The organism is Pseudomonas segetis, assembly GCF_900188155.1.
Classification (GTDB): Bacteria; Pseudomonadota; Gammaproteobacteria; order Pseudomonadales; family Pseudomonadaceae; genus Aquipseudomonas; species Aquipseudomonas segetis.
Window position 1 is genome coordinate 363,607 of record NZ_FZOG01000004.1, and the last position, 25,383, is coordinate 388,989.

At 54.5% G+C, this 25,383-nt stretch carries 36 protein-coding genes; 1 reads left to right on the forward strand and 35 read right to left on the reverse strand.

What is annotated here, in order from left to right; all coding sequences use genetic code 11:
• Positions 1 to 216: 216 nt before the first annotated feature.
• From CHB79_RS15620 to CHB79_RS15630, 3 genes are all read right to left on the reverse strand, one after another.
• Positions 217 to 1,437, reverse strand: coding sequence for an MFS transporter (locus CHB79_RS15620; RefSeq protein WP_089360588.1), 1,221 nt, complete (start codon positions 1,435 to 1,437; stop codon positions 217 to 219).
• Between the two features lie 187 nt (positions 1,438 to 1,624).
• Entirely contained in the window at positions 1,625 to 2,122 is a 498-nt protein-coding gene (locus tag CHB79_RS15625) for a single-stranded DNA-binding protein (RefSeq protein ID WP_010487031.1), read from the reverse strand.
• 29 nt (positions 2,123 to 2,151) lie between these two features.
• Positions 2,152 to 3,528, reverse strand: a complete 1,377-nt coding sequence (locus CHB79_RS15630; protein WP_089360589.1) for an MFS transporter — start codon at positions 3,526 to 3,528, stop codon at positions 2,152 to 2,154.
• Positions 3,529 to 3,662: 134 nt separating this feature from the next.
• Between CHB79_RS15630 and uvrA the strand changes: the two genes are divergently transcribed.
• On the forward strand, positions 3,663 to 6,518 hold the full coding sequence (gene uvrA, locus CHB79_RS15635; protein ID WP_089360590.1) for an excinuclease ABC subunit UvrA: 2,856 nt from the start codon (positions 3,663 to 3,665) through the stop codon (positions 6,516 to 6,518).
• Positions 6,519 to 6,672: 154 nt separating this feature from the next.
• Here the strand turns inward: uvrA and bfr are convergent, their stop codons facing one another.
• The 32 genes from bfr to tuf all read right to left on the reverse strand — a co-directional run.
• Positions 6,673 to 7,137 (reverse strand): bacterioferritin, encoded by a 465-nt coding sequence (gene bfr, locus CHB79_RS15640; RefSeq protein ID WP_089360591.1) that lies wholly within the window; start codon positions 7,135 to 7,137, stop codon positions 6,673 to 6,675.
• Between the two features lie 119 nt (positions 7,138 to 7,256).
• Entirely contained in the window at positions 7,257 to 8,699 is a 1,443-nt protein-coding gene (locus CHB79_RS15645) for a catalase (RefSeq protein WP_089360592.1), read from the reverse strand.
• A 120-nt stretch (positions 8,700 to 8,819) separates the two neighbouring features.
• Positions 8,820 to 10,199, reverse strand: coding sequence for a Na+/H+ antiporter NhaC family protein (locus CHB79_RS15650; RefSeq protein WP_089360593.1), 1,380 nt, complete (start codon positions 10,197 to 10,199; stop codon positions 8,820 to 8,822).
• Between the two features lie 145 nt (positions 10,200 to 10,344).
• Positions 10,345 to 10,731: a 50S ribosomal protein L17 gene (gene rplQ, locus CHB79_RS15655; RefSeq protein WP_010487018.1), complete on the reverse strand. Its 387-nt coding sequence runs from the start codon at positions 10,729 to 10,731 to the stop codon at positions 10,345 to 10,347.
• Between the two features lie 42 nt (positions 10,732 to 10,773).
• Positions 10,774 to 11,775 (reverse strand): DNA-directed RNA polymerase subunit alpha, encoded by a 1,002-nt coding sequence (locus CHB79_RS15660; RefSeq protein WP_087515492.1) that lies wholly within the window; start codon positions 11,773 to 11,775, stop codon positions 10,774 to 10,776.
• 23 nt (positions 11,776 to 11,798) lie between these two features.
• A complete protein-coding gene (gene rpsD, locus CHB79_RS15665) occupies positions 11,799 to 12,419 on the reverse strand; it encodes a 30S ribosomal protein S4 (RefSeq protein WP_087515491.1) in 621 nt (206 codons plus the stop codon).
• Positions 12,420 to 12,436: 17 nt separating this feature from the next.
• A complete protein-coding gene (gene rpsK, locus CHB79_RS15670) occupies positions 12,437 to 12,826 on the reverse strand; it encodes a 30S ribosomal protein S11 (protein ID WP_013789773.1) in 390 nt (129 codons plus the stop codon).
• Positions 12,827 to 12,856: 30 nt separating this feature from the next.
• Positions 12,857 to 13,213: a 30S ribosomal protein S13 gene (gene rpsM / locus CHB79_RS15675; RefSeq protein ID WP_010487012.1), complete on the reverse strand. Its 357-nt coding sequence runs from the start codon at positions 13,211 to 13,213 to the stop codon at positions 12,857 to 12,859.
• A gap of 133 nt (positions 13,214 to 13,346) precedes the next feature.
• On the reverse strand, positions 13,347 to 13,463 hold the full coding sequence (gene rpmJ / locus CHB79_RS15680) for a 50S ribosomal protein L36 (protein ID WP_002555468.1): 117 nt from the start codon (positions 13,461 to 13,463) through the stop codon (positions 13,347 to 13,349).
• 28 nt (positions 13,464 to 13,491) lie between these two features.
• Positions 13,492 to 14,820 carry a preprotein translocase subunit SecY gene (gene secY, locus CHB79_RS15685; RefSeq protein ID WP_087515490.1) on the reverse strand — a complete coding sequence of 443 codons (1,329 nt, stop codon included), beginning with the start codon at positions 14,818 to 14,820 and terminating at the stop codon, positions 13,492 to 13,494.
• Positions 14,821 to 15,255: a 50S ribosomal protein L15 gene (rplO, locus tag CHB79_RS15690; RefSeq protein ID WP_010487008.1), complete on the reverse strand. Its 435-nt coding sequence runs from the start codon at positions 15,253 to 15,255 to the stop codon at positions 14,821 to 14,823.
• A gap of 3 nt (positions 15,256 to 15,258) precedes the next feature.
• On the reverse strand, positions 15,259 to 15,438 hold the full coding sequence (rpmD, locus tag CHB79_RS15695; protein WP_010487007.1) for a 50S ribosomal protein L30: 180 nt from the start codon (positions 15,436 to 15,438) through the stop codon (positions 15,259 to 15,261).
• A gap of 2 nt (positions 15,439 to 15,440) precedes the next feature.
• Positions 15,441 to 15,941 (reverse strand): 30S ribosomal protein S5, encoded by a 501-nt coding sequence (gene rpsE / locus CHB79_RS15700; protein WP_010487004.1) that lies wholly within the window; start codon positions 15,939 to 15,941, stop codon positions 15,441 to 15,443.
• Positions 15,942 to 15,944: 3 nt separating this feature from the next.
• Complete coding sequence (rplR, locus tag CHB79_RS15705) at positions 15,945 to 16,295, reverse strand: 50S ribosomal protein L18 (RefSeq protein WP_010487002.1); 351 nt, start codon at positions 16,293 to 16,295, stop codon at positions 15,945 to 15,947.
• 9 nt (positions 16,296 to 16,304) lie between these two features.
• On the reverse strand, positions 16,305 to 16,838 hold the full coding sequence (rplF, locus tag CHB79_RS15710; protein WP_010487001.1) for a 50S ribosomal protein L6: 534 nt from the start codon (positions 16,836 to 16,838) through the stop codon (positions 16,305 to 16,307).
• 12 nt (positions 16,839 to 16,850) lie between these two features.
• Positions 16,851 to 17,243, reverse strand: coding sequence for a 30S ribosomal protein S8 (rpsH, locus tag CHB79_RS15715; RefSeq protein WP_010486999.1), 393 nt, complete (start codon positions 17,241 to 17,243; stop codon positions 16,851 to 16,853).
• A 209-nt stretch (positions 17,244 to 17,452) separates the two neighbouring features.
• Positions 17,453 to 17,758, reverse strand: coding sequence for a 30S ribosomal protein S14 (gene rpsN, locus CHB79_RS15720; protein WP_010486998.1), 306 nt, complete (start codon positions 17,756 to 17,758; stop codon positions 17,453 to 17,455).
• A gap of 13 nt (positions 17,759 to 17,771) precedes the next feature.
• Positions 17,772 to 18,311, reverse strand: a complete 540-nt coding sequence (gene rplE, locus CHB79_RS15725) for a 50S ribosomal protein L5 (protein WP_010486996.1) — start codon at positions 18,309 to 18,311, stop codon at positions 17,772 to 17,774.
• Between the two features lie 19 nt (positions 18,312 to 18,330).
• The gene (rplX, locus tag CHB79_RS15730; RefSeq protein ID WP_010486994.1) at positions 18,331 to 18,645 is read right to left on the reverse strand and encodes a 50S ribosomal protein L24; all 315 of its coding nucleotides are present in this window, start codon (positions 18,643 to 18,645) and stop codon (positions 18,331 to 18,333) included.
• 11 nt (positions 18,646 to 18,656) lie between these two features.
• On the reverse strand, positions 18,657 to 19,025 hold the full coding sequence (rplN, locus tag CHB79_RS15735) for a 50S ribosomal protein L14 (RefSeq protein ID WP_003281831.1): 369 nt from the start codon (positions 19,023 to 19,025) through the stop codon (positions 18,657 to 18,659).
• 23 nt (positions 19,026 to 19,048) lie between these two features.
• Complete coding sequence (rpsQ, locus tag CHB79_RS15740) at positions 19,049 to 19,315, reverse strand: 30S ribosomal protein S17 (RefSeq protein ID WP_010486991.1); 267 nt, start codon at positions 19,313 to 19,315, stop codon at positions 19,049 to 19,051.
• Positions 19,316 to 19,317: 2 nt separating this feature from the next.
• Positions 19,318 to 19,509: a 50S ribosomal protein L29 gene (rpmC, locus tag CHB79_RS15745; RefSeq protein ID WP_002555481.1), complete on the reverse strand. Its 192-nt coding sequence runs from the start codon at positions 19,507 to 19,509 to the stop codon at positions 19,318 to 19,320.
• Positions 19,509 to 19,922: a 50S ribosomal protein L16 gene (gene rplP, locus CHB79_RS15750; RefSeq protein WP_003243901.1), complete on the reverse strand. Its 414-nt coding sequence runs from the start codon at positions 19,920 to 19,922 to the stop codon at positions 19,509 to 19,511. Before rplP ends, rpmC begins: the two co-directional genes overlap by 1 nt.
• Before the next feature lie 12 nt (positions 19,923 to 19,934).
• Complete coding sequence (gene rpsC / locus CHB79_RS15755; protein WP_010486985.1) at positions 19,935 to 20,621, reverse strand: 30S ribosomal protein S3; 687 nt, start codon at positions 20,619 to 20,621, stop codon at positions 19,935 to 19,937.
• Positions 20,622 to 20,634: 13 nt separating this feature from the next.
• Positions 20,635 to 20,967, reverse strand: coding sequence for a 50S ribosomal protein L22 (rplV, locus tag CHB79_RS15760; protein ID WP_003103908.1), 333 nt, complete (start codon positions 20,965 to 20,967; stop codon positions 20,635 to 20,637).
• Between the two features lie 11 nt (positions 20,968 to 20,978).
• Positions 20,979 to 21,254, reverse strand: coding sequence for a 30S ribosomal protein S19 (rpsS, locus tag CHB79_RS15765; RefSeq protein ID WP_010486981.1), 276 nt, complete (start codon positions 21,252 to 21,254; stop codon positions 20,979 to 20,981).
• A gap of 16 nt (positions 21,255 to 21,270) precedes the next feature.
• Entirely contained in the window at positions 21,271 to 22,095 is an 825-nt protein-coding gene (gene rplB / locus CHB79_RS15770) for a 50S ribosomal protein L2 (RefSeq protein WP_010486979.1), read from the reverse strand.
• A 14-nt stretch (positions 22,096 to 22,109) separates the two neighbouring features.
• Positions 22,110 to 22,409: a 50S ribosomal protein L23 gene (gene rplW, locus CHB79_RS15775; RefSeq protein ID WP_010486977.1), complete on the reverse strand. Its 300-nt coding sequence runs from the start codon at positions 22,407 to 22,409 to the stop codon at positions 22,110 to 22,112.
• Positions 22,406 to 23,008 carry a 50S ribosomal protein L4 gene (gene rplD / locus CHB79_RS15780; protein WP_010486975.1) on the reverse strand — a complete coding sequence of 201 codons (603 nt, stop codon included), beginning with the start codon at positions 23,006 to 23,008 and terminating at the stop codon, positions 22,406 to 22,408. The genes rplW and rplD overlap by 4 nt, the downstream gene beginning before the upstream one ends.
• A gap of 12 nt (positions 23,009 to 23,020) precedes the next feature.
• Positions 23,021 to 23,656, reverse strand: a complete 636-nt coding sequence (gene rplC, locus CHB79_RS15785) for a 50S ribosomal protein L3 (RefSeq protein WP_089360594.1) — start codon at positions 23,654 to 23,656, stop codon at positions 23,021 to 23,023.
• A gap of 81 nt (positions 23,657 to 23,737) precedes the next feature.
• Positions 23,738 to 24,049 carry a 30S ribosomal protein S10 gene (gene rpsJ / locus CHB79_RS15790; RefSeq protein ID WP_010486970.1) on the reverse strand — a complete coding sequence of 104 codons (312 nt, stop codon included), beginning with the start codon at positions 24,047 to 24,049 and terminating at the stop codon, positions 23,738 to 23,740.
• A gap of 141 nt (positions 24,050 to 24,190) precedes the next feature.
• On the reverse strand, positions 24,191 to 25,383 hold a 1,193-nt coding region (gene tuf / locus CHB79_RS15795), incomplete at its 5' end, for an elongation factor Tu (protein WP_089360595.1).

The window sequence follows — 25,383 nt, forward strand, 5'->3', positions numbered from 1 at the left end:
GATAGCTATCTCAGCAATCAGAACGGTTATAGATAAGAGAAAGCTACATAGCTTTTTAAAGTTACTTGCATACTAAAGCTCAGGCGTTGAAAAACAAAATAACGCGTACAAAAAACACCATATGGCCAATAAATCACAGCTGAGAGCCTGCAAACTGAGATTGCTCGCTTCTCTCAGCCAGGTTCGGGCTTGGCTGCATGCTGTTCCCCCGAGTTTCTAAACGCCCTTGGTCGATGGCAGCAGCACCGTAATAATTCCAATCAATGGCAGGAAAGAACACAGCTTGTACACATATTCAATGCCATACAGATCTGCCAAATGCCCCAATAACGCGGCACCGATACCACCAAAGCCGAACATCAACCCGAAGAACACACCCGCAATCATGCCGACATTGCCCGGAACAAGCTCCTGGGCGAAAACCACGATTGCCGAGAACGCCGATGCGAGGATAAACCCGATCACCATGCTCAATACCCCGGTCCAGAACAGGTCGGCGTAAGGCAGCACCAAGGTAAAAGGCGTGACACCTAGAATAGACACCCAGATCACCATCTTGCGTCCAATTTTGTCGCCGATTGGGCCGCCAAAAAAGGTTCCTGCGGCAACGGCCCCAAGGAACATAAACAGGTGCAGTTGCGAACTGGCTATCGACAGGTCGAACTTCTCAATCAAATAGAAGGTGAAGTAACTGGTAAAACTGGCCATGTAGAAGTATTTGGAAAAAACCAGCAATGCCAGCACCACAAGCGCCAACCTCACACGCTGGCTGGACAAGCCGTGGGTCGCCTTGCTGCCCTGCTTGAGCTTGAACAAATTCAGGTGATTGCGATACCAGCGACTCAATCCCCAAAGCACGGCGATGGCAAATATTGCAAACAGGCCAAACCAGGCAACGTGGCCTTGCCCATAGGGGATTACGATAGCGGCCGCCAATAGCGGGCCAAAAGCGCTACCGGTATTACCACCGACCTGGAATGTGGACTGGGCCAGCCCAAAACGGCCACCGGACGCCAGGCGCGCAACGCGTGAAGCTTCAGGGTGAAAAGTCGAGGAACCGATACCGACCAGGGCAGAGGCCGTAAGGATTGCCGCGAAGCTGCCCACGAACGCCAGCATAAGAATGCCAACCAGGGTACAGAGTGCCCCGCATGGTAGTAGCCAGGGTTTTGGATGACGGTCGGTGTAATAGCCAACCCAAGGCTGCAGTAAGGAAGCGGTAAGCTGAAAGGTCAAGGTGATCAAGCCAACCTGGGTAAAGCTCAGGCCATAGTTCAACTTGAGCATTGGATAAATCGCTGGCAACACCGCCTGGATCAAGTCGTTGATCAGGTGCGCCAAGGCGCAGGCACCAATCACCCGCATGACCAAAGGACTTGCCGGGCTGGCGGCCACATTGCTCAGGTTTGAAGCCAAGGACGAGGGGTTGCTAGACATAAGTAATTTCCGGTCAGCTAGTGCTCACGACTGCGTGCGTGTAGGTCCATGCAAAAAACCGCCGGTAGTGTAACCCCGAATAGCCAGAGGACTCAGCCTTGTAGTTTTTTGATTGCCCACAAAACAAAAAGCCCCCGCAATGCGGGGGCCTCAAGCCTAAACCTTACAAATAAGTCTAAGGTAACTCTCAGAACGGAATATCGTCATCGAAACTGTCGTAGTCTGGCGCGGGCTGGGCTTGCGGTTGCGCCGCTGGACGTGGAGCTGCCTGCGGTTGTGGCGCACGCTGTTGCGGCGCAGGGCGCTGCTGGCGTGGGGCCGAATCACCGCCCTCATTGTTGGGACGACCGCCAAGCAACTGCATGGTGCCCTGCATGTCGACCACGATCTCGGTGGTGTAGCGCTTGATGCCGTCTTTTTCCCACTCGCGGGTTTGCAGCTTGCCTTCGATATAGACCTGCGAACCTTTGCGCAGGTATTCACCGGCAATTTCAGCCACCTTGCCGAACATCGAAACACGGTGCCATTCCGTTCTTTCGACTTTCTGACCGGTTTGCTTGTCGGTCCACTGCTCGCTTGTTGCCAAGCTCAGGTTAGTAACGGCGTTGCCATTGGGCAGGTAGCGCGTTTCTGGGTCCTGTCCGCAGGTACCGACCAGAATAACTTTGTTAACCCCACGGGCCATAACGATCTCCTAAGCTGTCAGCGCGGCTCTCAGGCTTGCTCTACCAAGGCCTCAAGCGCCGCGCGATCCAATTTTTGGGTGTCCACTTTGATATAGATGGCAGCCTCTTCGGCCACCACAACCGCATCTGTTACACCGGGCAATGCCAGCAAACGCTCCGCCAGCCCAGTATCCTGCACTGCTGAAGCTGAAATCGGCATGCGCAGGCCGGTCACATAGGGTGGTTCGCGCATATTAACAGCAAAGACCAACCAAAGAAGCGCCATCGCTGCACATCCGAGGAACACCCCCGACAAGCTGTAATGCTGATACAACCAACCACCGACAATACCGCCCAATGCGGCCCCAAGAAACTGGCTGGTTGAATAGACCCCCATTGCCGTTCCCTTGCCGCCCGCCGGCGCGACCTTGCTGACAAGCGATGGCAAAGAGGCTTCAAGCAGGTTGAATGCAGTAAAGAACACGATAATGCCCAGCACCAGCGCCTGTAAACTGTGGCCAAACGCCCAGAAATACACTTCACAAGCCAACAGCACCGAAACAGCACCAACCAATACACGCTTCATCTGGCGCTTCTTCTCGGCGTAGATGATGAAGGGCACCATGCCGAAAAAGCCAACCAGCAAAGCCGTCAGGTACACCCACCAATGCTGTTCTTTAGCCAGGTGGCCTTCTTGGACAAGCGCCAGCGGCAGGGCCACGAAGCTGGCCATAAGGATCGAGTGCAAGGCCAGGATGCCAATATCCAGGCGCAACAGGTCACCGTTGCGCAGTGTTGGCATCAATGCCTGCTTGGCCACGCCAGACTCGCGATGCTGAAGCTGCCCCGGTGTGCCGGGCACAATCACGGCGATAATCAGTATGCCGACCAAGGCCATGACCGCCGTTACCCAAAACAGGCCAGACAAACCAAAAGCACGGGTCAAAAGCGGTCCGACCACCATCGCCACGGCAAACGACAAGCCAATGCTCATGCCAATCATGGCCATGGCTTTGGTGCGATGCTGCTCACGGGTCAGGTCTGAGAGCAACGCCATCACCGCAGCGGAAATGGCGCCTGCGCCCTGCAGTACCCGCCCGCCTATCACGCCCCAGATCGAGTCGGCATTGGCCGCCAGTACGCTACCGGCGGCGAATATGAGTAAGCCCACGTAAATCACCGGGCGCCGGCCGATGCGGTCGGAAATCATCCCGAAAGGGATCTGCAAAAATGCCTGCGTCAGGCCGTACACACCAATCGCCAGGCCAATCAGCGCGGGCGTGCTGTCTTTGAGATCCATGCCGTAGGTTGCTAATACCGGCAAGACCATGAACATGCCGAGCATCCGAAAAGCAAAAACCATCGACAGGCCAGCTGCCGCTCGATTTTCGCTGCCACTCATGCGGTCATTGTGCAGATCGTGCATTACCAAGACTCTAAGTCAGACAAGGCCGCGATTCTAACAGCCATATGAACTGCGGCACAGGAGCACACTTTGCCGCAGGGTAGCCGAGGGTCGTATACTCGTGGGTTTCCGCCCGCCAAGCGAGGCCGCTGTTTGTGGACAAGATTCTGATCCGTGGGGCACGTACCCACAACCTTAAGAACATCGACCTGACCTTGCCACGCGACAAGTTGATCGTGATTACCGGCCTGTCTGGCTCGGGCAAGTCGTCGCTGGCCTTCGATACCCTGTATGCCGAGGGCCAGCGGCGCTATGTTGAGTCACTGTCAGCCTACGCCCGGCAGTTCTTGTCGATGATGGAAAAGCCCGACGTCGACACCATTGAGGGTTTGTCGCCGGCAATTTCCATCGAACAGAAATCAACATCGCATAACCCTCGCTCCACCGTTGGCACCATCACTGAAATCTACGATTACCTTCGCCTGCTCTACGCACGCGTCGGCATTCCACGCTGCCCGGATCACGATGTCCCCCTGGAGGCGCAAACTGTCAGCCAGATGGTCGACCAGGTTCTGGCCTTGCCTGAAGGCAGCAAGCTGATGCTCCTGGCGCCAGTCGTCCGCGAGCGTAAAGGTGAGCACCTCTCGGTATTCGAGGAGCTGCGTGCGCAGGGTTTCGTCCGCGCCCGGGTTGACGGCAAGCTTCATGAGCTGGACGAGTTACCCAAGCTCGACAAGCAAAAGAAGCACTCCATTGATGTAGTGGTCGACCGCTTCAAGGTGCGCGAGGATTTGCAGCAGCGCCTTGCCGAGTCGTTTGAAACCGCCTTGAACCTGGCTGACGGCCTGGCCCTTGTTGCACCGCTAGACAAAGATGACGACAGCAGCGGGATCAAGGACGAGATGATTTTCTCGGCGCGCTTTGCCTGCCCGCACTGTGGCCACTCGATCAGTGAACTGGAGCCCAAGCTGTTCTCGTTCAACAACCCGGCTGGCGCCTGCCCAACCTGCGACGGCCTGGGGGTCAAGCAGTTCTTCGACACCAAGCGCCTGATTCATGGCGAGATGACACTGGCCGAAGGCGCGATTCGCGGCTGGGATCGACGCAACGTCTACTATTTCCAGATGCTCGGCTCACTGTCGGCACATTACGGTTTCAGCCTGGAAATTCCGTTCGACGACCTCAGTGCCGAGCATCAAAAAGTCATTTTGTTCGGCAGCGGCACCCAGAGTGTCGACTTCCGCTACCTCAACGACCGTGGCGACATCGTCAAGCGGGCGCACCCCTTCGAGGGCATTGTGCCGAACCTGGATCGTCGCTATCGCGAAACTGAATCGACCAGCGTACGCGAAGAGCTAAGCAAGCTGCTCAGCACTCAGCCGTGCCCGGATTGCCGTGGCACGCGCCTGCGCCGTGAAGCCCGTCACGTATGGGTTGGTGAACGCACACTACCTGCGGTGACCGGCTTGCCAATCGGCGATGCCGCCGAGTATTTCTCTGGTCTGTCACTGACCGGCCGCCGGGGCGAGATCGCCGACAAGATTCTCAAGGAGATTCGCGAGCGCCTGCAGTTCCTGGTTAATGTCGGCCTCGATTACCTGTCGCTGGACCGCAGCGCCGATACCTTGTCCGGCGGGGAAGCGCAGCGTATTCGCCTGGCCAGCCAAATTGGCGCAGGCCTGGTCGGGGTTCTGTATATCCTCGATGAGCCGTCGATTGGCCTGCATCAACGTGATAACGAACGCCTGCTCGGCACGCTCCGCCACCTGCGCGACATCGGCAACACCGTGATTGTGGTTGAGCATGATGAAGATGCTATTCGCATGGCTGATTATGTGGTCGACATTGGCCCCGGCGCGGGCGTTCATGGTGGTCGAGTGGTTGCTGAAGGCACCGCTGCCGAAGTCATGGCACATCCAGACTCACTGACCGGAAAATACCTGTCTGGACGCGTCAAGATCGAAGTCCCAGCCAAGCGCCATCCGGTGAATAAAAAGCAGCTGCTGAAAATCAAGGGCGCACGCGGCAACAACCTGCGCAATGTTGACCTGGAAATTCCTATCGGCCTGCTGACCTGCGTGACCGGCGTATCGGGCTCGGGTAAATCAACCCTGATCAACAACACCCTTTACCCGCTCAGCGCGACTGCGCTCAATGGCGCCACGACCCTGGAAGCGGCAGCCCATGACAGTTGCGACGGTTTGCAGCACCTGGACAAGGTTGTGGATATCGACCAAAGCCCTATCGGTCGCACGCCGCGCTCCAACCCGGCGACCTACACCGGTCTGTTCACCCCCATTCGCGAGTTGTTTGCCGGCGTGCCCGAGTCCCGCTCACGCGGCTATGGGCCTGGCCGCTTCTCGTTCAACGTCAAGGGCGGCCGCTGCGAAGCCTGCCAGGGTGACGGCTTGATCAAGGTTGAGATGCACTTCCTGCCGGACATCTACGTACCTTGCGATGTGTGCAAGAGCAAGCGCTATAACCGTGAAACCCTTGAGGTCAAGTACAAGGGCAAGAACATCACCGAAGTCCTGGACATGACGATTGAGGAAGCCCGGGCGTTCTTCGATGCGGTTCCTGCACTGGCGCGCAAGCTGCAGACCCTGATGGATGTGGGGCTGTCCTATATCAAGCTGGGCCAGAGCGCGACGACGCTGTCGGGTGGTGAAGCGCAGCGGGTCAAGCTATCCCGCGAGCTATCCAAGCGCGACACTGGCAAGACCCTGTACATTCTCGACGAACCGACCACTGGCCTGCATTTCGCGGATATCCAGCAACTTCTCGATGTACTTCATCGCCTGCGTGACCACGGCAATACAGTGGTGGTGATCGAGCACAATCTCGACGTGATCAAGACTGCGGACTGGCTGGTGGACTTAGGTCCCGAAGGTGGTTCCAAGGGCGGCCAGATCATTGCCGTGGGCACACCGGAAGCAGTGTCCGAGATGCCCCAGTCGCACACTGGATACTTCCTTAAACCCTTGTTGGAACGTGACCGCGCCGCGAGCTAGAGAGGGATTACCTAGGGTGGATAATGCTTTTTATCCACCTTTTTTACGGTCTCGAACAAGGCAGCCTGTTTGCGGATTTCGGTATTGCATGGAGGCGGACAAGCTTCGCGTTGTCACACCCTAGGCAATCAATTTGGGTTGTGCCGGGTTTAAATTACATCTGCGCTTGCAGGTAGTTTTCCAGGCCCATCTTGTCGATCAGTTGCAGCTGAATCTCCAGCCAGTAGGCGTGATCTTCTTCGGTGTCTTTAAGCTGGGCCAGCAAAATATCGCGACTTGGGTAGTCCTGCAGGCGTTCGCATAGCTCAATGCCCTTACACAGGGCTGCGCGCACGTGATACTCCAGAGCCAGGTCAAGCTTGAGCATCTCAGGCACACTTTGACCAAAAACAAAGGCATCCGGCGTCATGTCAGGCGTACCTTCAAGGAACAAGATCCGCTTGAGCAACGCATCGGCGTGCTGGGTCTCTTCTTCCATCTCGTGATTGATACGCTCATACAGCTTGGTAAAACCCCAGTCTTCGTAATAGCGTGAGTGCACAAAATACTGATCACGGGCAGCCAGCTCGCCTTTGAGCAGTACTTTGAAATAATCGATTACTTCCTGATGGCCTTTCATCTACCGCTCCTGACACAAACGCTCTGAATATTTGCATATGCTCAACCCCAAGCGGACACAGGTCAAGTAAAAAAAAGGGGCCACCATCGCTGGAGGCCCCGTGGTTGCTGGTGTGAATACTAACGATTGGCTTTTAACGCCTGTCGCACACCATTGCCGTAGTCCGGATGCACCTGGTCAAAATGAGCCAACTGGCGCTCAACAATGAAATCCGGCACACCGGCCATGGCCTCGGCAATATTGCTGAACAGACGCTGCTTTTGCCCCTCGTCAAACAAGTTGAACAAGGCCCGCGGCTGGCTGTAATCATCGTTGCCTACACGATGATTGAATCGATCAGCATCACCTTCCAGCGGCAATGGCGGCTCAGCATATTGCGGCGCCTGCGCAGGGCCATTGAACGAGTTAGGCTCGTAATAGGCATCCGGATTTGAGTTCGCCGTAAAGAAACGCATGGAACCGTCCTTGTGATAATGGTGCACAGGACTCTTCGGTGCGTTTACCGGCAATGCCTCATAGTGCGTCCCCAGGCGGTAGCGATGGGCATCCGCATAGGAAAAGACCCGCGCCTGCAGCATTTTGTCCGGCGAAAAACCAATACCAGGCACCACGTTCGATGGCGAGAAAGCTGCTTGTTCGATCTCGGCAAAATAGTTTTCAGGGTTGGCATTGAGCTCAAGCTCACCCACCTCGATCAATGGGAAATCACCATGCGGCCAGACCTTGGTCAGGTCGAACGGATTGAAGCTGGTGTGCTTGGCCTGCTCCTCTGTCATCACCTGAATAAAGAAGCCCCACTTGGGGAAATCACCCTTTTCAATACTGCCAAACAAGTCTTCCTGCGTCGTTTCCCGGCTTTTACCGACAACTACTTGTGCCTCGGCATTGGTCCAATGCTTGTGACCCTGCTTGGTCTTGAAGTGGAACTTGACCCAGACGCGTTCATTTTCTGCGTTAAGCAGGCTAAAGGTATGCGAGCCGTAGCCATTGATATGACGAACATCCGTCGGCAAGCCGCGATCGGACATCAGGATAGTCACCTGATGCAGTGATTCCGGGGACAGCGACCAGAAATCCCACATTGCAGTGGCTGAACGCAGATTGGTTTTTGGGTGACGCTTTTGCGTGTGGATAAAGTCCGGAAACTTGTAGGGGTCGCGAACGAAAAATACCGGCGTGTTGTTGCCCACCAGATCCCAGTTGCCCTCTTCGGTATAGAACTTCAGGGAAAAACCACGCACATCACGCTCGGCATCAGCCGCACCCTGCTCACCCGCAACGGTCGAGAAACGGGCAAGCATCTGGGTCTTGCTGCCCTTCTGCAATACTTTGGCTTTCGAATAGCGGCTGATGTCATGGGTAATGGTCAGCGTGCCGTAAGCTCCCCAGCCCTTGGCATGCACGGCTCGCTCAGGAATGCGCTCGCGATTCTGGTGCGCGAGCTTTTCAATCAGTTGGTAGTCTTGCATCAACAGTGGACCACGCGGGCCTGCACTAAGAGAATTTTGGTTGTCGGCAATCGGGCTACCAGCACTGGTAGACAACATAGGCTTGCTGCTCATGAGCTCTCTCCTTATTAGATCCAATCGACCGGGCTGTCAGGCCAGCGATGAATCAAGGTTAATCTTGCCTAGAAAAGAGAGCCAATGTATTGAGCAAACCGTCCTGATAGTTAAAAACTCTTAGGCAATCAGAATAAAGCCCACAAAGGTCAGGCCTGCCGCGATCAGCGCATAGGGCAGCTGGGTAATTGCATGACTGATCAGGTTGCAACCTGAACCCTGGGCCGCCAGAACAGTTGAGTCACTGTAGAAACACGCCTGGCTGCCAAAGGCCGAAGCCGACATCAGTGCACCGATAACCAGGGGAATATTGGCGTCGAGGGCATAGGCCAGCGGCATCACTATCGGGATTGTTACCGCAAAAATGCCCCAGGACGAGCCAGTAGCAAATGCCAGCACCGCCATGCTCAAGAACACCATGGCTGGCAACAGCTGCGCAGTCATGAAAGGCTTGAGCGACTCCACGACAAATAACGATAACTGCAACTGATCACAGACTTCTTTGAAAATAAACGCTGCGATAACAGTGCCAATGGCCGGCAACATGGTCTTGAAACCGTCCATCATCTGCTCAAGCATTTCTGCAAGAGGCATCAGGCCCTGCACCAGATAGAAGGGCACGACCAGCGCCATGGTCGCGAGCATGCCCATCCACACATCAATATCGAAATACAGGGTAAAACCAACCAGCAGCAGTAGCGGAACCAGGAAGTTATACAGCTTGCCTTCCACATCCTCGGCGCTCTTGTGCTCGGCTTCAACTGCCTTCATTGCATAGTTGTGCTCGGGACTGAACTCACTGACGTGCATTGCCCCAGCCGAGCCGTGCTGGGCGAGCATTTCAGCCTTGCGCATAGGGCCTATGGCTGGGACAACACCAGCAGCAACTAGCAGCACGAGCACAACAGACAACCAGGCATAGAACATGTAGGGAATGGCGCTCATGTAGACAGTGATCCCCTGCCCGCTTTCAGCAATACCATTGTTCTCAAGCAAACCGCCGAAGAACACCGCCCATGTCGACAACGGGACAAGCACGCAGACAGGCGCAGCAGTCGAGTCGACAATATAGGCGAGCATCTCGCGGGAGACCTTGAAGCGGTCGGTCACGCGCTTCATGGTTTCGCCCACGGTCAGCGCATTGAGATAGTCGTCAATGAAGATAACCAGCCCAAGTACACAGGTCATGAGCAATGACGAGCGCCGCCCTTTGGCCAGTTTGATCGAGGCGCGACCAAAGGCTTGGGCGCCACCTGTGCGCACGAGCAGGGCAATAAGCGCACCGAAGCTGCCACAGACCAGGATCAGCCAGCCAATGGTTTCATCCTGCATGACCTTGAGTGATATCTCGGAAAAGCTGTGAAGCGCACTGGTGGGTGAAATCATCATCAAGCCGGAAATCGCGCCAAGCACTAAAGCAAGAATGGGACGACGCAGCCAAACGGCGAGTACGAGAACAACAACAGGAGGGATTAAGCTCAGGGCAGTAGGTTCGGACATGTGCTTGTTCTTATGAGGAATCAGAGTTCCAAGAACATTACCTGAGGCCGGGCTTGCACACAATATTAAACACGACGTGCGGAATATTGTTCACCCGAGAAACAAAAAAACCGGGCCAGGCCCGGTTTTTTCTACAACCTACAACTTACTCTGCAGCTTCTACTGTGCCGCCGACCGGACGGTCAACCAGCTCAACATAAGCCATAGGAGCGTTGTCACCAGCGCGGAAACCGCACTTGAGGATACGCAGATAACCGCCCTGACGGGTGGCATAGCGCTTGCCCAGGTCGTTGAACAACTTACCAACGATAGCTTTCGAACGAGTACGATCGAATGCCAAACGGCGGTTAGCAACGCTATCTTCTTTAGCCAAAGTGATCAGCGGCTCGGCAACGCGACGCAGCTCTTTTGCTTTCGGAAGAGTAGTTTTGATCAGCTCGTGCTCGAACAGCGATACCGCCATGTTTTGAAACATGGCCTTGCGGTGAGCGCTTGTGCGGCTGAGGTGACGGCCACTTTTACGATGACGCATGGTTCAATTCCTTACCAAACTCTCGTTCGGTGATGATGACGATTAGGCAGTAGCCTTATCGTCTTTCTTCAGACTTGCCGGCGGCCAGTTGTCGAGGCGCATACCGAGGGACAGACCGCGAGAAGCCAGAACATCCTTGATTTCAGTCAGGGATTTCTTGCCCAAGTTCGGTGTTTTCAACAGTTCTACTTCGGTACGCTGAATCAGGTCGCCGATGTAGTAAATGTTCTCTGCTTTGAGGCAGTTTGCCGAACGAACGGTCAGTTCCAGATCATCAACCGGGCGAAGCAGGATCGGATCGATCTCGTCTTCTTGCTCGATCACAACAGGCTCGCTGTCACCTTTGAGGTCGACGAACGCTGCCAACTGCTGTTGCAGGATGGTAGCGGCACGACGAATTGCCTCTTCAGGATCCAGAGTACCGTTGGTCTCCAGGTCGATAACCAGTTTGTCCAAGTTGGTGCGCTGCTCAACACGAGCATTTTCCACCACGTAAGAGACACGACGCACCGGGCTGAACGATGAATCCAGCTGCAAGCGACCAATGCTGCGGCTTTCATCTTCATCGCTCTGACGGGAGTCAGCTGGCTCATAGCCGCGACCACGAGCTACAGTGAGCTTCATGTTCAGCGCGCCAGTAGAAGCCATATTGGCAATTACGTGGTCGCCATTGACGATTTCAACATCATGATCCAGCTGAATATCGGCAGCGGTAACTACGCCCGAGCCCTTCTTCGCCAGAGTCAGTGTCACTTCGTCACGACCGTGCAGTTTGACAGCCAGACCTTTAAGGTTGAGCAGGATTTCAATAACGTCTTCCTGAACACCTTCGATTGCGCTGTACTCATGGAGCACACCGTCAATCTCGGCCTCGACTACTGCACAGCCAGGCATGGAGGACAACAAGATGCGACGCAGCGCGTTGCCCAGGGTATGGCCAAAGCCACGCTCGAGAGGCTCGAGAGTGATCTTGGCGCGGGTCGGACTAACCACCTGCACATCAATATGGCGGGGGGTCAGGAACTCATTTACCGAAATCTGCATGGATGCACCCTTTTTTCTAGCCCTTACTTGGAGTAGAGCTCGACAATCAGGCTTTCGTTGATGTCGGCGGAGAGGTCACTGCGAACTGGGACGGCTTTGAAAACGCCCGATTTCTTTTCAGTGTCAACTTCTACCCATTCAACGCGGCCGCGCTGGGCACACAGCTCAAGAGCCTGAGCAATGCGCAGCTGATTCTTCGATTTCTCGCGTACTGCAACTACGTCACCAGCTTTAACCTGGTAGGACGGGACGTTTACAGTTTTGCCGTTGATGGAGATCGCTTTGTGCGAAACCAACTGACGGGATTCAGCGCGGGTTGCGCCGTAGCCCATACGGTAAACTACGTTGTCCAGACGGCACTCGAGCAGTTGCAGGAGGTTCTCACCAGTAGCGCCTTTCTTGCCGGCTGCTTCTTTGTAATAACCGCTGAACTGACGCTCAAGAACGCCATAGATGCGACGAACTTTTTGCTTCTCACGCAGCTGTGTACCGTAGTCGGACTGACGGCTACGGCGCTGGCCGTGAATACCTGGGGCTGCTTCGATGTTGCACTTCGATTCCAGGGCGCGTACGCCACTTTTCAGGAAAAGATCTGTGCCTTCACGACGAGACAGTTTGCACTTGGGACCAATGTAACGAGCCATATCTCACTGTCTCCTGATTACACGCGACGCTTCTTCGAAGGACGGCATCCGTTATGCGGGATGGGCGTCACATCGGTGATGCTGGCGATCTTGTAACCGCAGCCGTTCAATGCACGGACAGCGGACTCACGGCCGGGACCTGGGCCCTTGACGTTGACGTCAAGGTTCTTCAGGCCGTATTCCAGCGCAGCTTGACCAGCACGCTCTGCAGCCACCTGGGCAGCAAACGGGGTGCTCTTACGTGAGCCGCGGAAACCTGAACCACCAGAGGTAGCCCAAGACAGAGCATTGCCCTGACGGTCAGTAATGGTCACGATAGTGTTGTTGAAAGAAGCGTGGATATGGGCGATGCCATCCACAACTGTCTTTTTGACTTTCTTACGAGTACGAGCAGCAGGCTTAGCCATGACTTATTTCCTGTCGATTCGCGGGCGCAATTACTTGCGGATCGGCTTACGCGGGCCCTTACGGGTACGCGCGTTGGTCTTGGTACGCTGACCGCGGACCGGAAGGCCGCGACGATGGCGCAGACCGCGATAGCAGCCCAGGTCCATCAAGCGTTTGATTTTCATGTTAACTTCGCGGCGCAGATCACCCTCGGTGTTAACCTTGGCGACTTCACCACGCAGCTGCTCGATCTGCTCGTCAGAGAGATCTTTGATTTTAGCTGCTGGGTTCACACCAGTAGCAGCACAGATTTTCTGCGCAGTTGTGCGACCAACACCAAAGATGTAGGTCAGCGAGATAACAGTGTGTTTGTTATCCGGAATGTTAACGCCTGCAATACGGGCCATTCAGTGTAACTCCAATTGACAGCAACCCACGCCCCGGAAGCCAAGAAATGGGGCGCAAGATCTTAACGCTGTAAAAACAAATAATCAACCCGACAGCGCACTAGCTGTCGGGCTTATATCGCTACTATCACTCTCAGCCTTGGCGCTGTTTGTGACGCGGTTCCGCGCTGCAGATCACTCGCACGACACCTTCGCGACGAATAATTTTGCAGTTACGGCACAGCTTTTTCACTGATGCACGAACTTTCATCACCAACTCCTCGAACCTTATGGACACTTCAGCGCATCATGCCGCTGCCGTAGCCCTTCAGGTTGGCTTTCTTCATCAGGGATTCGTACTGGTTCGAAACGAGGTGCGATTGTACTTGGGACATGAAGTCCATTACAACCACGACCACAATCAGCAACGAGGTCCCGCCGAGATAGAACGGAACGTTGGCTGCAACCACCAGAAACTGGGGCAACAAACATACGGCCGTCATGTACATGGCTCCGAACAAAGTCAAACGAGTCAATACGCTATCGATATAACGTGCCGACTGCTCGCCTGGACGGATGCCTGGAATAAAGGCACCAGACTTCTTCAGGTTTTCCGCTACGTCTTTCGGATTGAACATCAGCGCTGTATAGAAGAAGCAGAAGAAAATGATCCCTGCACTAAACAGCAGAATGTTCAACGGCTGACCAGGAGCGATAGCCTGTGAGATATCTTGTAGCCAGCCCAAACCTTCGGACTGACCGAACCAAGACCCCAGCGATGCCGGGAACAACAGAAGGCTGCTAGCGAAGATAGCCGGGATAACCCCCGCCATGTTCACCTTCAGTGGCAAGTGGCTGGTCTGCGCAGCGAAAACCTTGCGGCCCTGCTGACGCTTGGCGTAATGCACCGCAATGCGACGCTGCCCACGCTCAATGAACACCACGAAACCAATGATCGCTACTGCCAGCAAACCGATGGCGACAAGGGCGAAAATGTTGATATCACCCTGACGAGCAGACTCGAAAGACTGCCCTATCGCCCGCGGCAGACCGGCTACGATGCCTGCAAAAATCAGCATCGAAATACCGTTGCCAACACCACGCTCAGTGATTTGCTCGCCGAGCCACATCATGAACATTGCACCAGCAACGAACGTAGTGACCGCGACAAAGTAGAAGCTGAAATCAACTGCAAACGCGACGCCCTGGCTCGCCAAGCCAACGGACATGCCGATAGCTTGAACGAATGCCAGGACGAGAGTGCCGTAGCGGGTGTACTGGCTAATCTTGCGACGACCAGATTCACCTTCCTTCTTCAACTGCTCCAGTTGCGGGCTGACAGCGGACATGAGCTGCATGATGATCGATGCCGAAATGTACGGCATGATCCCCAATGCAAAGATACTCATGCGCTCCAGCGCACCACCGGAAAACATGTTGAACAAGCTAAGAATGGTCCCCTCATTCTGTCGAAACAGATCCGCCAGTCTATCAGGGTTGATTCCAGGCACAGGGATGTGCGCGCCAATCCGGTAGACGATAATCGCCATGAACAGAAAGCGCAGACGAGCCCAGAGCTCGGATAACCCGCCATTGCCTAGCGCTGAGAGAGCACCTTGCTTAGCCATTTATTCCTCGAACTTACCGCCAGCTGCTTCGATAGCCGCGCGCGCACCTTTGGTGGCGGCGATACCTTTAAGGGTAACTGCACGAGTAATCTCGCCGGACAGCATGACTTTTACACGCTGTACGTTTTGATTAATCAGGTCAGCATCCTTCAGCGCCTGCAGAGTAACTACATCACCTTCGATCTTGTTCAGCTCGGAAGTACGCACTTCTGCGCGATCCATAGCCTTCAGAGAGACGAAGCCGAATTTAGGGAGACGACGGTGCAGAGGCTGCTGGCCGCCTTCAAAACCTGGAGCAATGGAACCACCGGAACGGGAGGTTTGACCTTTGTGACCACGGCCACCAGTCTTACCCAAACCACTACCGATACCACGACCCGGACGGTGCTTCTCGCGACGGGAACCCGGCGCAGGACTCAAATCATTCAGGAACATGCGTTAACCCTCCACGCGGAGAAGGTAATAAGCTTTGTTCATCATGCCGCGATTTTCTGGAGTATCCAGAACTTCAACGGTGTGATTGATACGACGCAGGCCAAGACCTTTGACGCAAGCTTTGTGATTAGCCAGACGGCCGTTCACGCTTTTGATCAGCGTGACTTTTACGGTATTAGCCATGATTAGAGAATCTCCTCGACGCTCTTGCCACGCTTAGCCGCAACGGAGTCCGGAGACTGCATAGCTTTCAAGCCTTTGAAAGTGGCATGAACCACGTTCACAGGGTTGGTAGAGCCGTAGCACTTAGCCAGTACGTTGTGAACGCCAGCCACTTCCAGGACAGCACGCATTGCGCCACCGGCGATGATACCGGTACCTTCCGAAGCAGGCTGCATGTACACCTTGGAGGCGCCATGAGCAGACTTCATTGCGTATTGCAGAGTAGTGCCGTTCAGATCAACTGTGATCATGTTGCGACGTGCAGCTTCCATCGCTTTCTGGATAGCAGCTGGTACTTCGCGGGATTTGCCGCGGCCGAAACCAACGCGACCCTTGCCATCACCTACCACGGTCAACGCGGTGAAAGTGAAGATACGGCCACCTTTTACGGTTTTAGCAACACGGTTAACCTGCACCAATTTCTCGATGTAGCCTTCGTCGCGCTTTTGGTCGTTATTTGACATAACTTAGAACTCCAGCCCGCCTTCACGAGCAGCATCAGCCAGCGCCTTAACGCGGCCGTGGTACTTGAAGCCAGAACGGTCGAATGCAACCTGAGTTACACCAGCGGCTTTCGCACGCTCAGCAACCAGCTCGCCAACTTTCTTGGCTGCGTCGATATTGCCAGTGGCGCTATCACGCAGTGCTTTGTCCAAGGTCGACGCGGTGGCCAAAACCTTGCTGCCGTCGGCCGAGATGACCTGGGCGTAGATGTGCTGCGACGAACGATACACGCAGAGACGCACGACTTCGAGTTCGTGCATTTTCAGACGTGCTTTGCGAGCGCGACGCAGTCGAGTAACTTTTTTGTCGGTCATTTGCTAGCCCTACTTCTTCTTGGCTTCTTTACGGCGGACGACTTCGTCAGCGTAACGAACACCTTTGCCCTTGTAAGGTTCAGGACGACGGAAGTCACGAATCTCCGCAGCTACCTGACCAACCAGTTGTTTGTCGACGCCCTTGATCAGGATGTCGGTCTGGCTAGGGGTTTCGGCGGTAACGCCTTGCGGCAATTCGTAGTCGATTGGGTGGGAGAAGCCCAACGCCAAGGACAGAACCTGACCTTTAGCTTGTGCTTTATAACCAACACCTACCAACTGGAGCTTGCGCTCGAAGCCTTCGCTGACGCCGATTACCATGTTGTTAACCAACGCACGAGTGGTACCGGCCATTGCGCGAGTCTGCTGATCACCGTTGCGAGCAGCGAAACGCAGCTCACCGGAATCCTGGACCACTTCAACGGACGAGTGAACGTTCAGTTCCAAAGTGCCCTTGGCACCTTTCACCGAAAGCTGCTGACCGGCGAGTTTGATCTCTACACCAGAAGGCAGCTTGACGGGGTTTTTAGCAACGCGAGACATGCTTATCTCCCCCTAGAACACAGTACAAAGCACTTCACCACCGACACCGGCAGCGCGCGCAGCACGATCCGTCATCACACCCTTGTTGGTGGAGACGATAGACACGCCAAGACCGCCACGAACTTTCGGCAGATCTTCGACAGCTTTGTATTGGCGGAGGCCTGGACGGCTAACGCGTTTTACTTCTTCGATGACCGGACGGCCTTCGAAATATTTCAGCTCGATGGACAGCTGCGGTTTTGCTTCACCGCTGATCTGATAATCCGCAACATAACCTTCGTCCTTGAGAACTTTGGCTACGGCTACCTTCAAAGTAGAAGATGGCATGCTTACGACGGACTTTTCAGCCATCTGGGCATTACGGATACGAGTTAGCATGTCCGCTAACGGGTCCTGCATACTCATGGGCTAGACGCTCCTGATACAAAAAGAATTAGCCTTACGGCTAGAGTCACCAGACACCTTTGGGCGAACCCAGGCTCAGGCGAGCCGAACATTCTAGTGACTGATCAAAAATGAATCAAGCCCCAAAAGGGGCTTGATTCAAATTGCTTGCGATATTCACCTGATTCGCCCGGTAAACCGAGCGAAACAGGTGACTCGCTAACAGTGACTTACCAGCTGGCTTTGACCAGACCTGGAACGTCACCGCGCATAGCAGCTTCACGCAGCTTGATACGCGACAGACCGAACTTGCGATAAACGCCGTGCGGACGACCGGTAATGCGGCAGCGGTTACGCATGCGCGAGGCGCTTGCGTCACGTGGCTGCTTCTGCAGTGCTACTGTCGCTTCCCAACGCGCTTCAGGAGTTGCTTCCTGATCCACGATGATGGCTTTCAGCTCAGCACGCTTCTTGGCGTACTTGGCAACCGTTTGCTGACGCTTCAGCTCACGGTTTCTCATGCTCATTTTGGCCATGATCCAGCTCCTATCAGTTGCGGAACGGGAATTTGAAAGCACGCAGCAATGCGCGACCTTCATCATCCGTCCGAGCAGTGGTGGTCAGGGTAATATCCAGACCGCGGAGGGCATCGATTTTGTCGTAGTCGATTTCCGGGAAAATGATCTGCTCTTTAACACCCATGCTGTAGTTGCCACGGCCGTCGAACGACTTGGCATTCAGGCCGCGGAAGTCACGCACACGCGGCAGGGAGATAGACAGCAGACGATCCAGGAACTCGTACATACGCTCACGGCGCAGAGTAACTTTAACGCCAATCGGCCAGCCCTCACGAACCTTGAAGCCTGCAATCGACTTACGGGCATGAGTCACAACGACTTTCTGACCGGTGATCTTTTCCAGGTCGGCAACTGCGTGCTCGATGATTTTCTTATCACCGATCGCTTCGCCCAGGCCCATGTTAAGGGTGATTTTGGTAATGCGCGGAACTTCCATCACGTTGCTAAGCTTCAGTTCTTCCTGGAGCTTGGGCGCAATTTCCTTCCGATAAATCTCTTTTAGTCGTGCCATGGTCTCTACCTAGCAGTGTTCAAGCATCAACCGCTTTTTGGGTCGACTTGAAGACACGAATTTTTTTACCGTCTTCAACTTTAAAACCAACACGATCTGCCTTGCTGGTTTCGCTATTGAAAATGGCCACGTTAGAAGCGTGCAATGGCGCTTCTTTCTCAACGATACCGCCTTGAACGCCCGACATCGGGTTCGGCTTGGTATGACGCTTCACCAGGTTGATCCCACCAACGACCAAACGGTCGTCAGCGAGAACCTTGAGCACCTTACCGCGCTTACCTTTGTCTTTGCCGGCGATCACGATGATCTCGTCGTCACGACGAATCTTTTGCATGTCGGATCTCCTTACAGCACTTCAGGGGCGAGCGAGACGATCTTCATGAACTTCTCAGTACGAAGTTCGCGAGTCACGGGCCCAAAGATACGGGTACCGATAGGCTCTTGCTTGTTGTTCAGCAGAACAGCAGCGTTGCCATCGAAGCGAATGATAGAGCCATCAGGACGACGAACGCCGTGACGGGTACGGACTACAACAGCAGTCATTACCTGGCCCTTCTTCACTTTACCGCGAGGAATTGCTTCCTTGACGGTTACCTTGATGATGTCACCGATGCCAGCATAACGGCGGTGTGAACCACCCAGCACCTTGATACACATAACGCGACGTGCGCCACTGTTGTCAGCAACGTCGAGCATGGATTGAGTCTGAATCATATAATTTCTCCGACCCCTAGTCCTTAGACTTCCACTGCACGTTCGATGACTTCAACCAGTGCCCAAGTTTTGGTCTTGGCTACGGGACGAGTTTCACGGATCGAAACCTTGTCACCGATGTTGCACTGATTAGTTTCGTCATGCGCGTGCAGCTTGGTCGAACGCTTAACGTATTTGCCGTAGATCGGGTGCTTAACGCGACGCTCGATCAATACGGTGATGGTCTTGTCCATCTTGTCGCTGACAACACGGCCGGTCAGCGTACGGACTGTTTTTTCGGCTTCAGCCATGATCACTTACCTGCCTGCTGGTTGAGCACAGTCTTCACACGAGCGATATCGCGCTTAACTTGCGAGAGCAGATGAGACTGCCCCAACTGGCCAGTCGCTTTCTGCATGCGCAGATTGAACTGGTCGCGCAGCAGGCCGAGCAGTTGCTCGTTCAGCTGCTGTGCTGATTTTTCACGAAGTTCATTCGCCTTCATCACATCACCGTCCGCTTAACAAAAGTGGTGGCGAGAGGCAGCTTTGCAGCCGCCAAGGCGAAAGCCTCACGCGCCAACTCTTCGGAAACGCCTTCGATTTCATACAGGACCTTGCCTGGCTGAATCTGGGCTACCCAATACTCAACGCCACCCTTACCTTTACCCATCCGCACTTCTAGAGGCTTCTTGGTAACCGGCTTGTCCGGGAAAACGCGAATCCAGATTTTCCCGCCACGCTTAACGTGACGAGTCAGAGCACGACGAGCGGACTCAATCTGACGGGCGGTGAGACGACCGCGGGCAACAGACTTCAAGGCGAATTCGCCGAAGCTGACTTTGCTACCGCGCTGTGCCAGACCACGGTTGTGGCCGGTCATCTGCTTACGGAACTTCGTACGCTTTGGTTGCAACATTTGGCGTACCCCTTACTTAGCAGCTTTTTTACGAGGCGCAGGTGCTTGTGGTTTCAGTTCTTCGTGGCGACCACCAATTACTTCGCCTTTGAAGATCCAAACCTTGACACCGATCACACCATAAGTGGTGTGCGCTTCGTACGTGGCATAGTCGATATCGGCACGCAGGGTGTGCAACGGCACACGACCTTCGCGATACCATTCGGTACGTGCGATTTCAGCACCACCGAGACGACCGCTCACTTGGATTTTGATGCCCTTGGCACCAATACGCATGGCGTTTTGTACAGCGCGCTTCATAGCGCGACGGAACATCACACGACGCTCCAGCTGCTGAGCTACGCTCTGCGCAACCAGCATACCGTCGAGCTCCGGCTTGCGGATCTCTTCGATATTGATGTGCACAGGCACACCCATTTGCTTGGTCAGGTCCTGACGCAGCTTCTCAACATCTTCACCTTTCTTCCCGATAACGATACCTGGACGAGCAGTGTGGATGGTGATGCGTGCAGTTTGAGCCGGACGAGCAATGTCGATACGGCTTACGGACGCGCTTTTTAATTTGTCTTGGAGATACTCACGCACTTTCAGATCAGCGAACAAATAGTCCGCATAAGTCCGACCGTCTGCGTACCAGACGGAGGTGTGCTCCTTGACGATTCCCAGGCGAATGCCAATGGGATGTACTTTCTGACCCATCTGATCGACTCCGTTACTTGTCCGCAACCTTGACAGTGATATGGCAAGACCGCTTGACGATGCGATCAGCGCGGCCTTTGGCACGCGGCATGATACGCTTCAGCGAACGCCCTTCGTTGACGAAAACGGTGCTGACCTTCAAGTCATCAACGTCTGCGCCTTCGTTATGCTCGGCGTTGGCTACAGCCGACTCCAGCACTTTTTTCATGATCTCGGCGGCTTTTTTACTGCTAAAAGCCAACAAGTTGAGCGCTTCGCCCACCTTTTTCCCGCGGATCTGGTCGGCGACCAAGCGGGCTTTTTGGGCGGAGATTCGAGCGCCCGACAACTTAGCGGCTACTTCCATTTCCTAACCCCTTAACGCTTGGCTTTCTTGTCTGCTACGTGCCCACGATAAGTGCGGGTACCAGCAAACTCGCCGAGTTTGTGACCGACCATGTCTTCGTTCACCAGAACTGGGACATGTTGACGGCCGTTATGCACAGCAATGGTCAGACCGACCATTTGCGGCAGAATCATAGAACGGCGCGACCAGGTTTTAACTGGCTTGCGATCATTCTTTTCAACTGCCACTTCAATCTTCTTCAGTAGGTGAAGATCGATGAAAGGACCTTTTTTCAGAGAACGTGGCACTGTCGTATCCCTCTAATTACTTGCGACGACGGACGATCATATTATCGGTGCGCTTGTTACCACGAGTCTTAGCACCCTTGGTAGGGAAGCCCCATGGAGACACCGGATGACGACCACCAGAGGTACGACCTTCACCACCACCGTGTGGGTGGTCGACCGGGTTCATGGCAACACCACGAACGGTCGGGCGAACGCCACGCCAGCGCTTAGCACCAGCTTTACCCAGCGAACGCAGGCTGTGCTCGGAGTTCGAAACTTCGCCCAAAGTCGCACGGCACTCGGCCAGAACTTTACGCATTTCACCGGAACGCAGACGCAGAGTCACATAGACGCCTTCACGAGCGATCAGCTGAGCCGAAGCACCAGCGGAACGAGCGATCTGTGCACCCTTACCTGGCTTGAGTTCAATACCGTGAACAGTGCTACCAACTGGAATGTTGCGCAGTTGCAGGCTGTTACCTGGTTTGATCGGAGCCATGATTCCAGCAATCAGCTGGTCACCAGCACTCACACCCTTAGGTGCGATGATGTAGCGACGCTCACCGTCTGCATACATCAACAAGGCGATGTGTGCGGTACGGTTCGGATCGTATTCAATACGCTCGACAGTGGCTGGAATGCCATCTTTGTCGTTGCGACGGAAATCGACCAGACGATAATGCTGCTTGTGACCACCACCGATATGACGGGTAGTGATGCGACCATTGTTGTTACGACCGCCAGTCTTCGACTTCTTTTCAAGCAGCGGAGCGTAAGGAGCGCCTTTATGCAGCTCCTGATTGACCACCTTGACCACAAAACGGCGGCCAGCGGAAGTCGGTTTGCATTTAACGATTGCCATGATGCACCCCTTCCTTACTCAGCACTGCTGGCGAAATCGAGATCTTGGCCTGGCTGAAGCGAAATGATCGCTTTCTTCCAGTCGTTACGCTTGCCCAGACCGCGAGCGGTGCGCTTGCTCTTACCCAGAACATTCTGAGTAGTAACACGCTCAACTTTCACGCTGAACAGGCTTTCGACGGCCTTCTTGATTTCCAGCTTGGTTGCGTCAGTCGCAACTTTAAATACGAACTGGCTTTTCTTGTCGGCCAGTATTGTGGCTTTCTCAGAGACGTGCGGACCCAGCAGCACTTTAAATACGCGTTCCTGGTTCATCCCAGCATCTCCTCGAATTTCTTCACGGCAGAAACGGTAACCAGTACCTTTTCATACGCGATCAGACTGACCGGATCGGAACCCTGTACGTCACGAACATCGACGTGCGGCAGGTTACGAGCAGCCAGGTACAGATTTTGATCAATTGCATCAGACACGATCAGGACATCAGTCAGACCCATGCCATTGAGCTTGCCCAGCAGATCTTTAGTTTTCGGAGCTTCAACAGCGAAGTCTTCAACTACAACCAGACGATCAGTGCGAACCAGCTCAGCAAGAATCGAACGGATCGCTGCGCGATACATCTTCTTGTTCAGCTTTTGGTCGTGATTCTGCGGACGAGCCGCGAAAGTCACACCACCACCGCGCCAGATCGGACCACGAGTGGTACCAGCACGAGCACGACCAGTACCCTTCTGACGCCACGGACGCTTGCCGCCGCCAGATACATCGGAACGGGTCTTCTGTTGCTTGCTGCCTTGACGGCCGCCGGCCATGTAGGCCACAACTGCTTGGTGAACCAGGGTCTCATTGTAATCGCCGCCGAAAGTCGCTTCGGAAACTTCGATCGCTTGAGCGCCATTTACATTTAATTGCATGTCAGCTTCCCCTTAACCGCGAGTCTTAGCTGCTGGACGCACAACCAAGTTACCGCCGGTCGCGCCTGGAACAGCGCCTTTGACCAACAGCAGGTTGCGTTCAGCGTCTACGCGCACAACTTCCAGGGACTGTACCGTCACACGCTCAGCACCCATGTGACCGGACATTTTCTTGCCCTTGAATACGCGACCTGGGGTTTGGCACTGGCCAATAGAACCCGGTACACGGTGGGACACGGAGTTACCGTGAGTGTTGTCTTGGCCGCGGAAGTTCCAACGCTTGATGGTACCGGCAAAGCCTTTACCCTTGGACTGACCGGTCACATCGACCATCTGTCCAGCTTGGAAGATTTCAGCGTTGATCAAGTCGCCAGTTGAGTACTCGCCTTCTTCAAGACGGAATTCCCAAACACCACGACCTGCCGCGACGTTCGCCTTGGCGAAGTGACCGGCTTGAGCCTTGCTGACACGCGAAGCACGACGCTCACCTACAGTGACCTGCACTGCACGATAGCCATCGGACTCCTCAGTTTTGAACTGGGTGACGCGATTCGGTTCGATCTCAATGACCGTAACCGGAATGGAGACACCTTCTTCGGTGAAAATACGGGTCATACCGCATTTACGACCGACTACACCAATAGTCATGTTGTAAACCTCATGAGTGTACGGGGCTTTCACCCGCTATGGCCGCCCATTTCAGAGCGTTACACGACTAAGACCCAAGTCTTAGCCGAGGCTGATCTGCACTTCCACGCCAGCCGCAAGATCGAGCTTCATCAGCGCGTCAACGGTTTTATCCGTTGGCTGGACAATGTCCAGAACACGCTTGTGGGTTCGAATTTCAAACTGATCGCGCGCGTCTTTGTTGACGTGCGGAGAAGTAAGAACTGTGAACCGCTCTTTGCGAGTAGGCAATGGAATCGGACCACGCACCTGAGCACCAGTACGTTTCGCGGTTTCCACGATTTCCTGGGTTGATTGATCGATCAGGCGATGGTCAAAAGCCTTCAACCGAATACGGATTTGTTGGTTTTGCATTTTGACCTCAGATTCCAAGCTGCGATTCCCAACGGACGCAGTACGCCCGTTAAAAGGAGGCGCAATTCTATAGACGCTCCTTACCAGTGTCAACCCAATAAAAAAGCCCCCGCAAGCGGGGGCTTTTTCTAGACAAATCGATTACTCGATGATCTTGGCAACTACACCAGCACCAACGGTACGGCCGCCTTCGCGAATCGCGAAACGCAGACCATCTTCCATGGCGATTGGAGCAATCAGGGTAACAACCATTTTGATGTTGTCGCCCGGCATTACCATTTCAACGCCTTCCGGCAGTTCGCAGTTACCAGTTACGTCCGTAGTACGGAAGTAGAACTGCGGACGGTAGCCCTTGAAGAAAGGAGTGTGACGACCACCCTCTTCTTTCGACAGAACGTACACTTCGCCTTCGAACTTGGTGTGCGGCTTGATGGTGCCTGGCTTAGCCAGTACCTGGCCACGCTCTACGTCATCACGCTTGGTGCCACGCAGCAGTACGCCAACGTTCTCACCAGCACGACCTTCGTCGAGCAACTTACGGAACATTTCAACACCAGTACAGATGGTCTTGGTGGTATCACGGATACCAACAATCTCAATTTCTTCCTGTACTTTAACGATGCCACGCTCAACACGGCCAGTTACAACAGTACCGCGACCAGAGATCGAGAACACGTCTTCGATTGGCATCAGGAACGGCTTGTCGATAGCACGCTCAGGCTCAGGGATGTAAGAATCCAGAGTCTCAACCAGCTTACGAACGGCAGTGGTGCCCATTTCGTTGTCGTCTTGACCGTTCAGAGCCATCAGCGCCGAACCGATCACGATTGGAGTGTCGTCGCCTGGGAAGTCGTAAGTCGACAGCAGGTCGCGAACTTCCATCTCAACCAGTTCCAGCAGCTCAGCGTCATCCACCATGTCAGCCTTGTTCAGGAAGACAACGATGAAAGGTACGCCTACCTGACGGGACAGCAGGATGTGCTCACGAGTCTGTGGCATCGGGCCATCAGCAGCCGAGCAAACCAGGATCGCGCCGTCCATCTGAGCAGCACCAGTGATCATGTTTTTAACATAGTCAGCGTGACCCGGGCAGTCTACGTGTGCGTAGTGACGGGTTGGCGAATCGTATTCAACGTGGGAGGTGTTGATGGTGATACCACGTGCTTTTTCTTCCGGAGCGTTGTCGATCTGGGAGAAATCACGAGCGGCACCGCCCCAAGTCTCTGCACAAACGCGAGTCAGCGCTGCAGTCAGGGTAGTCTTACCATGGTCAACGTGGCCGATTGTGCCAACGTTTACGTGTGGTTTTTTACGTTCAAATTTTTCTTTAGCCA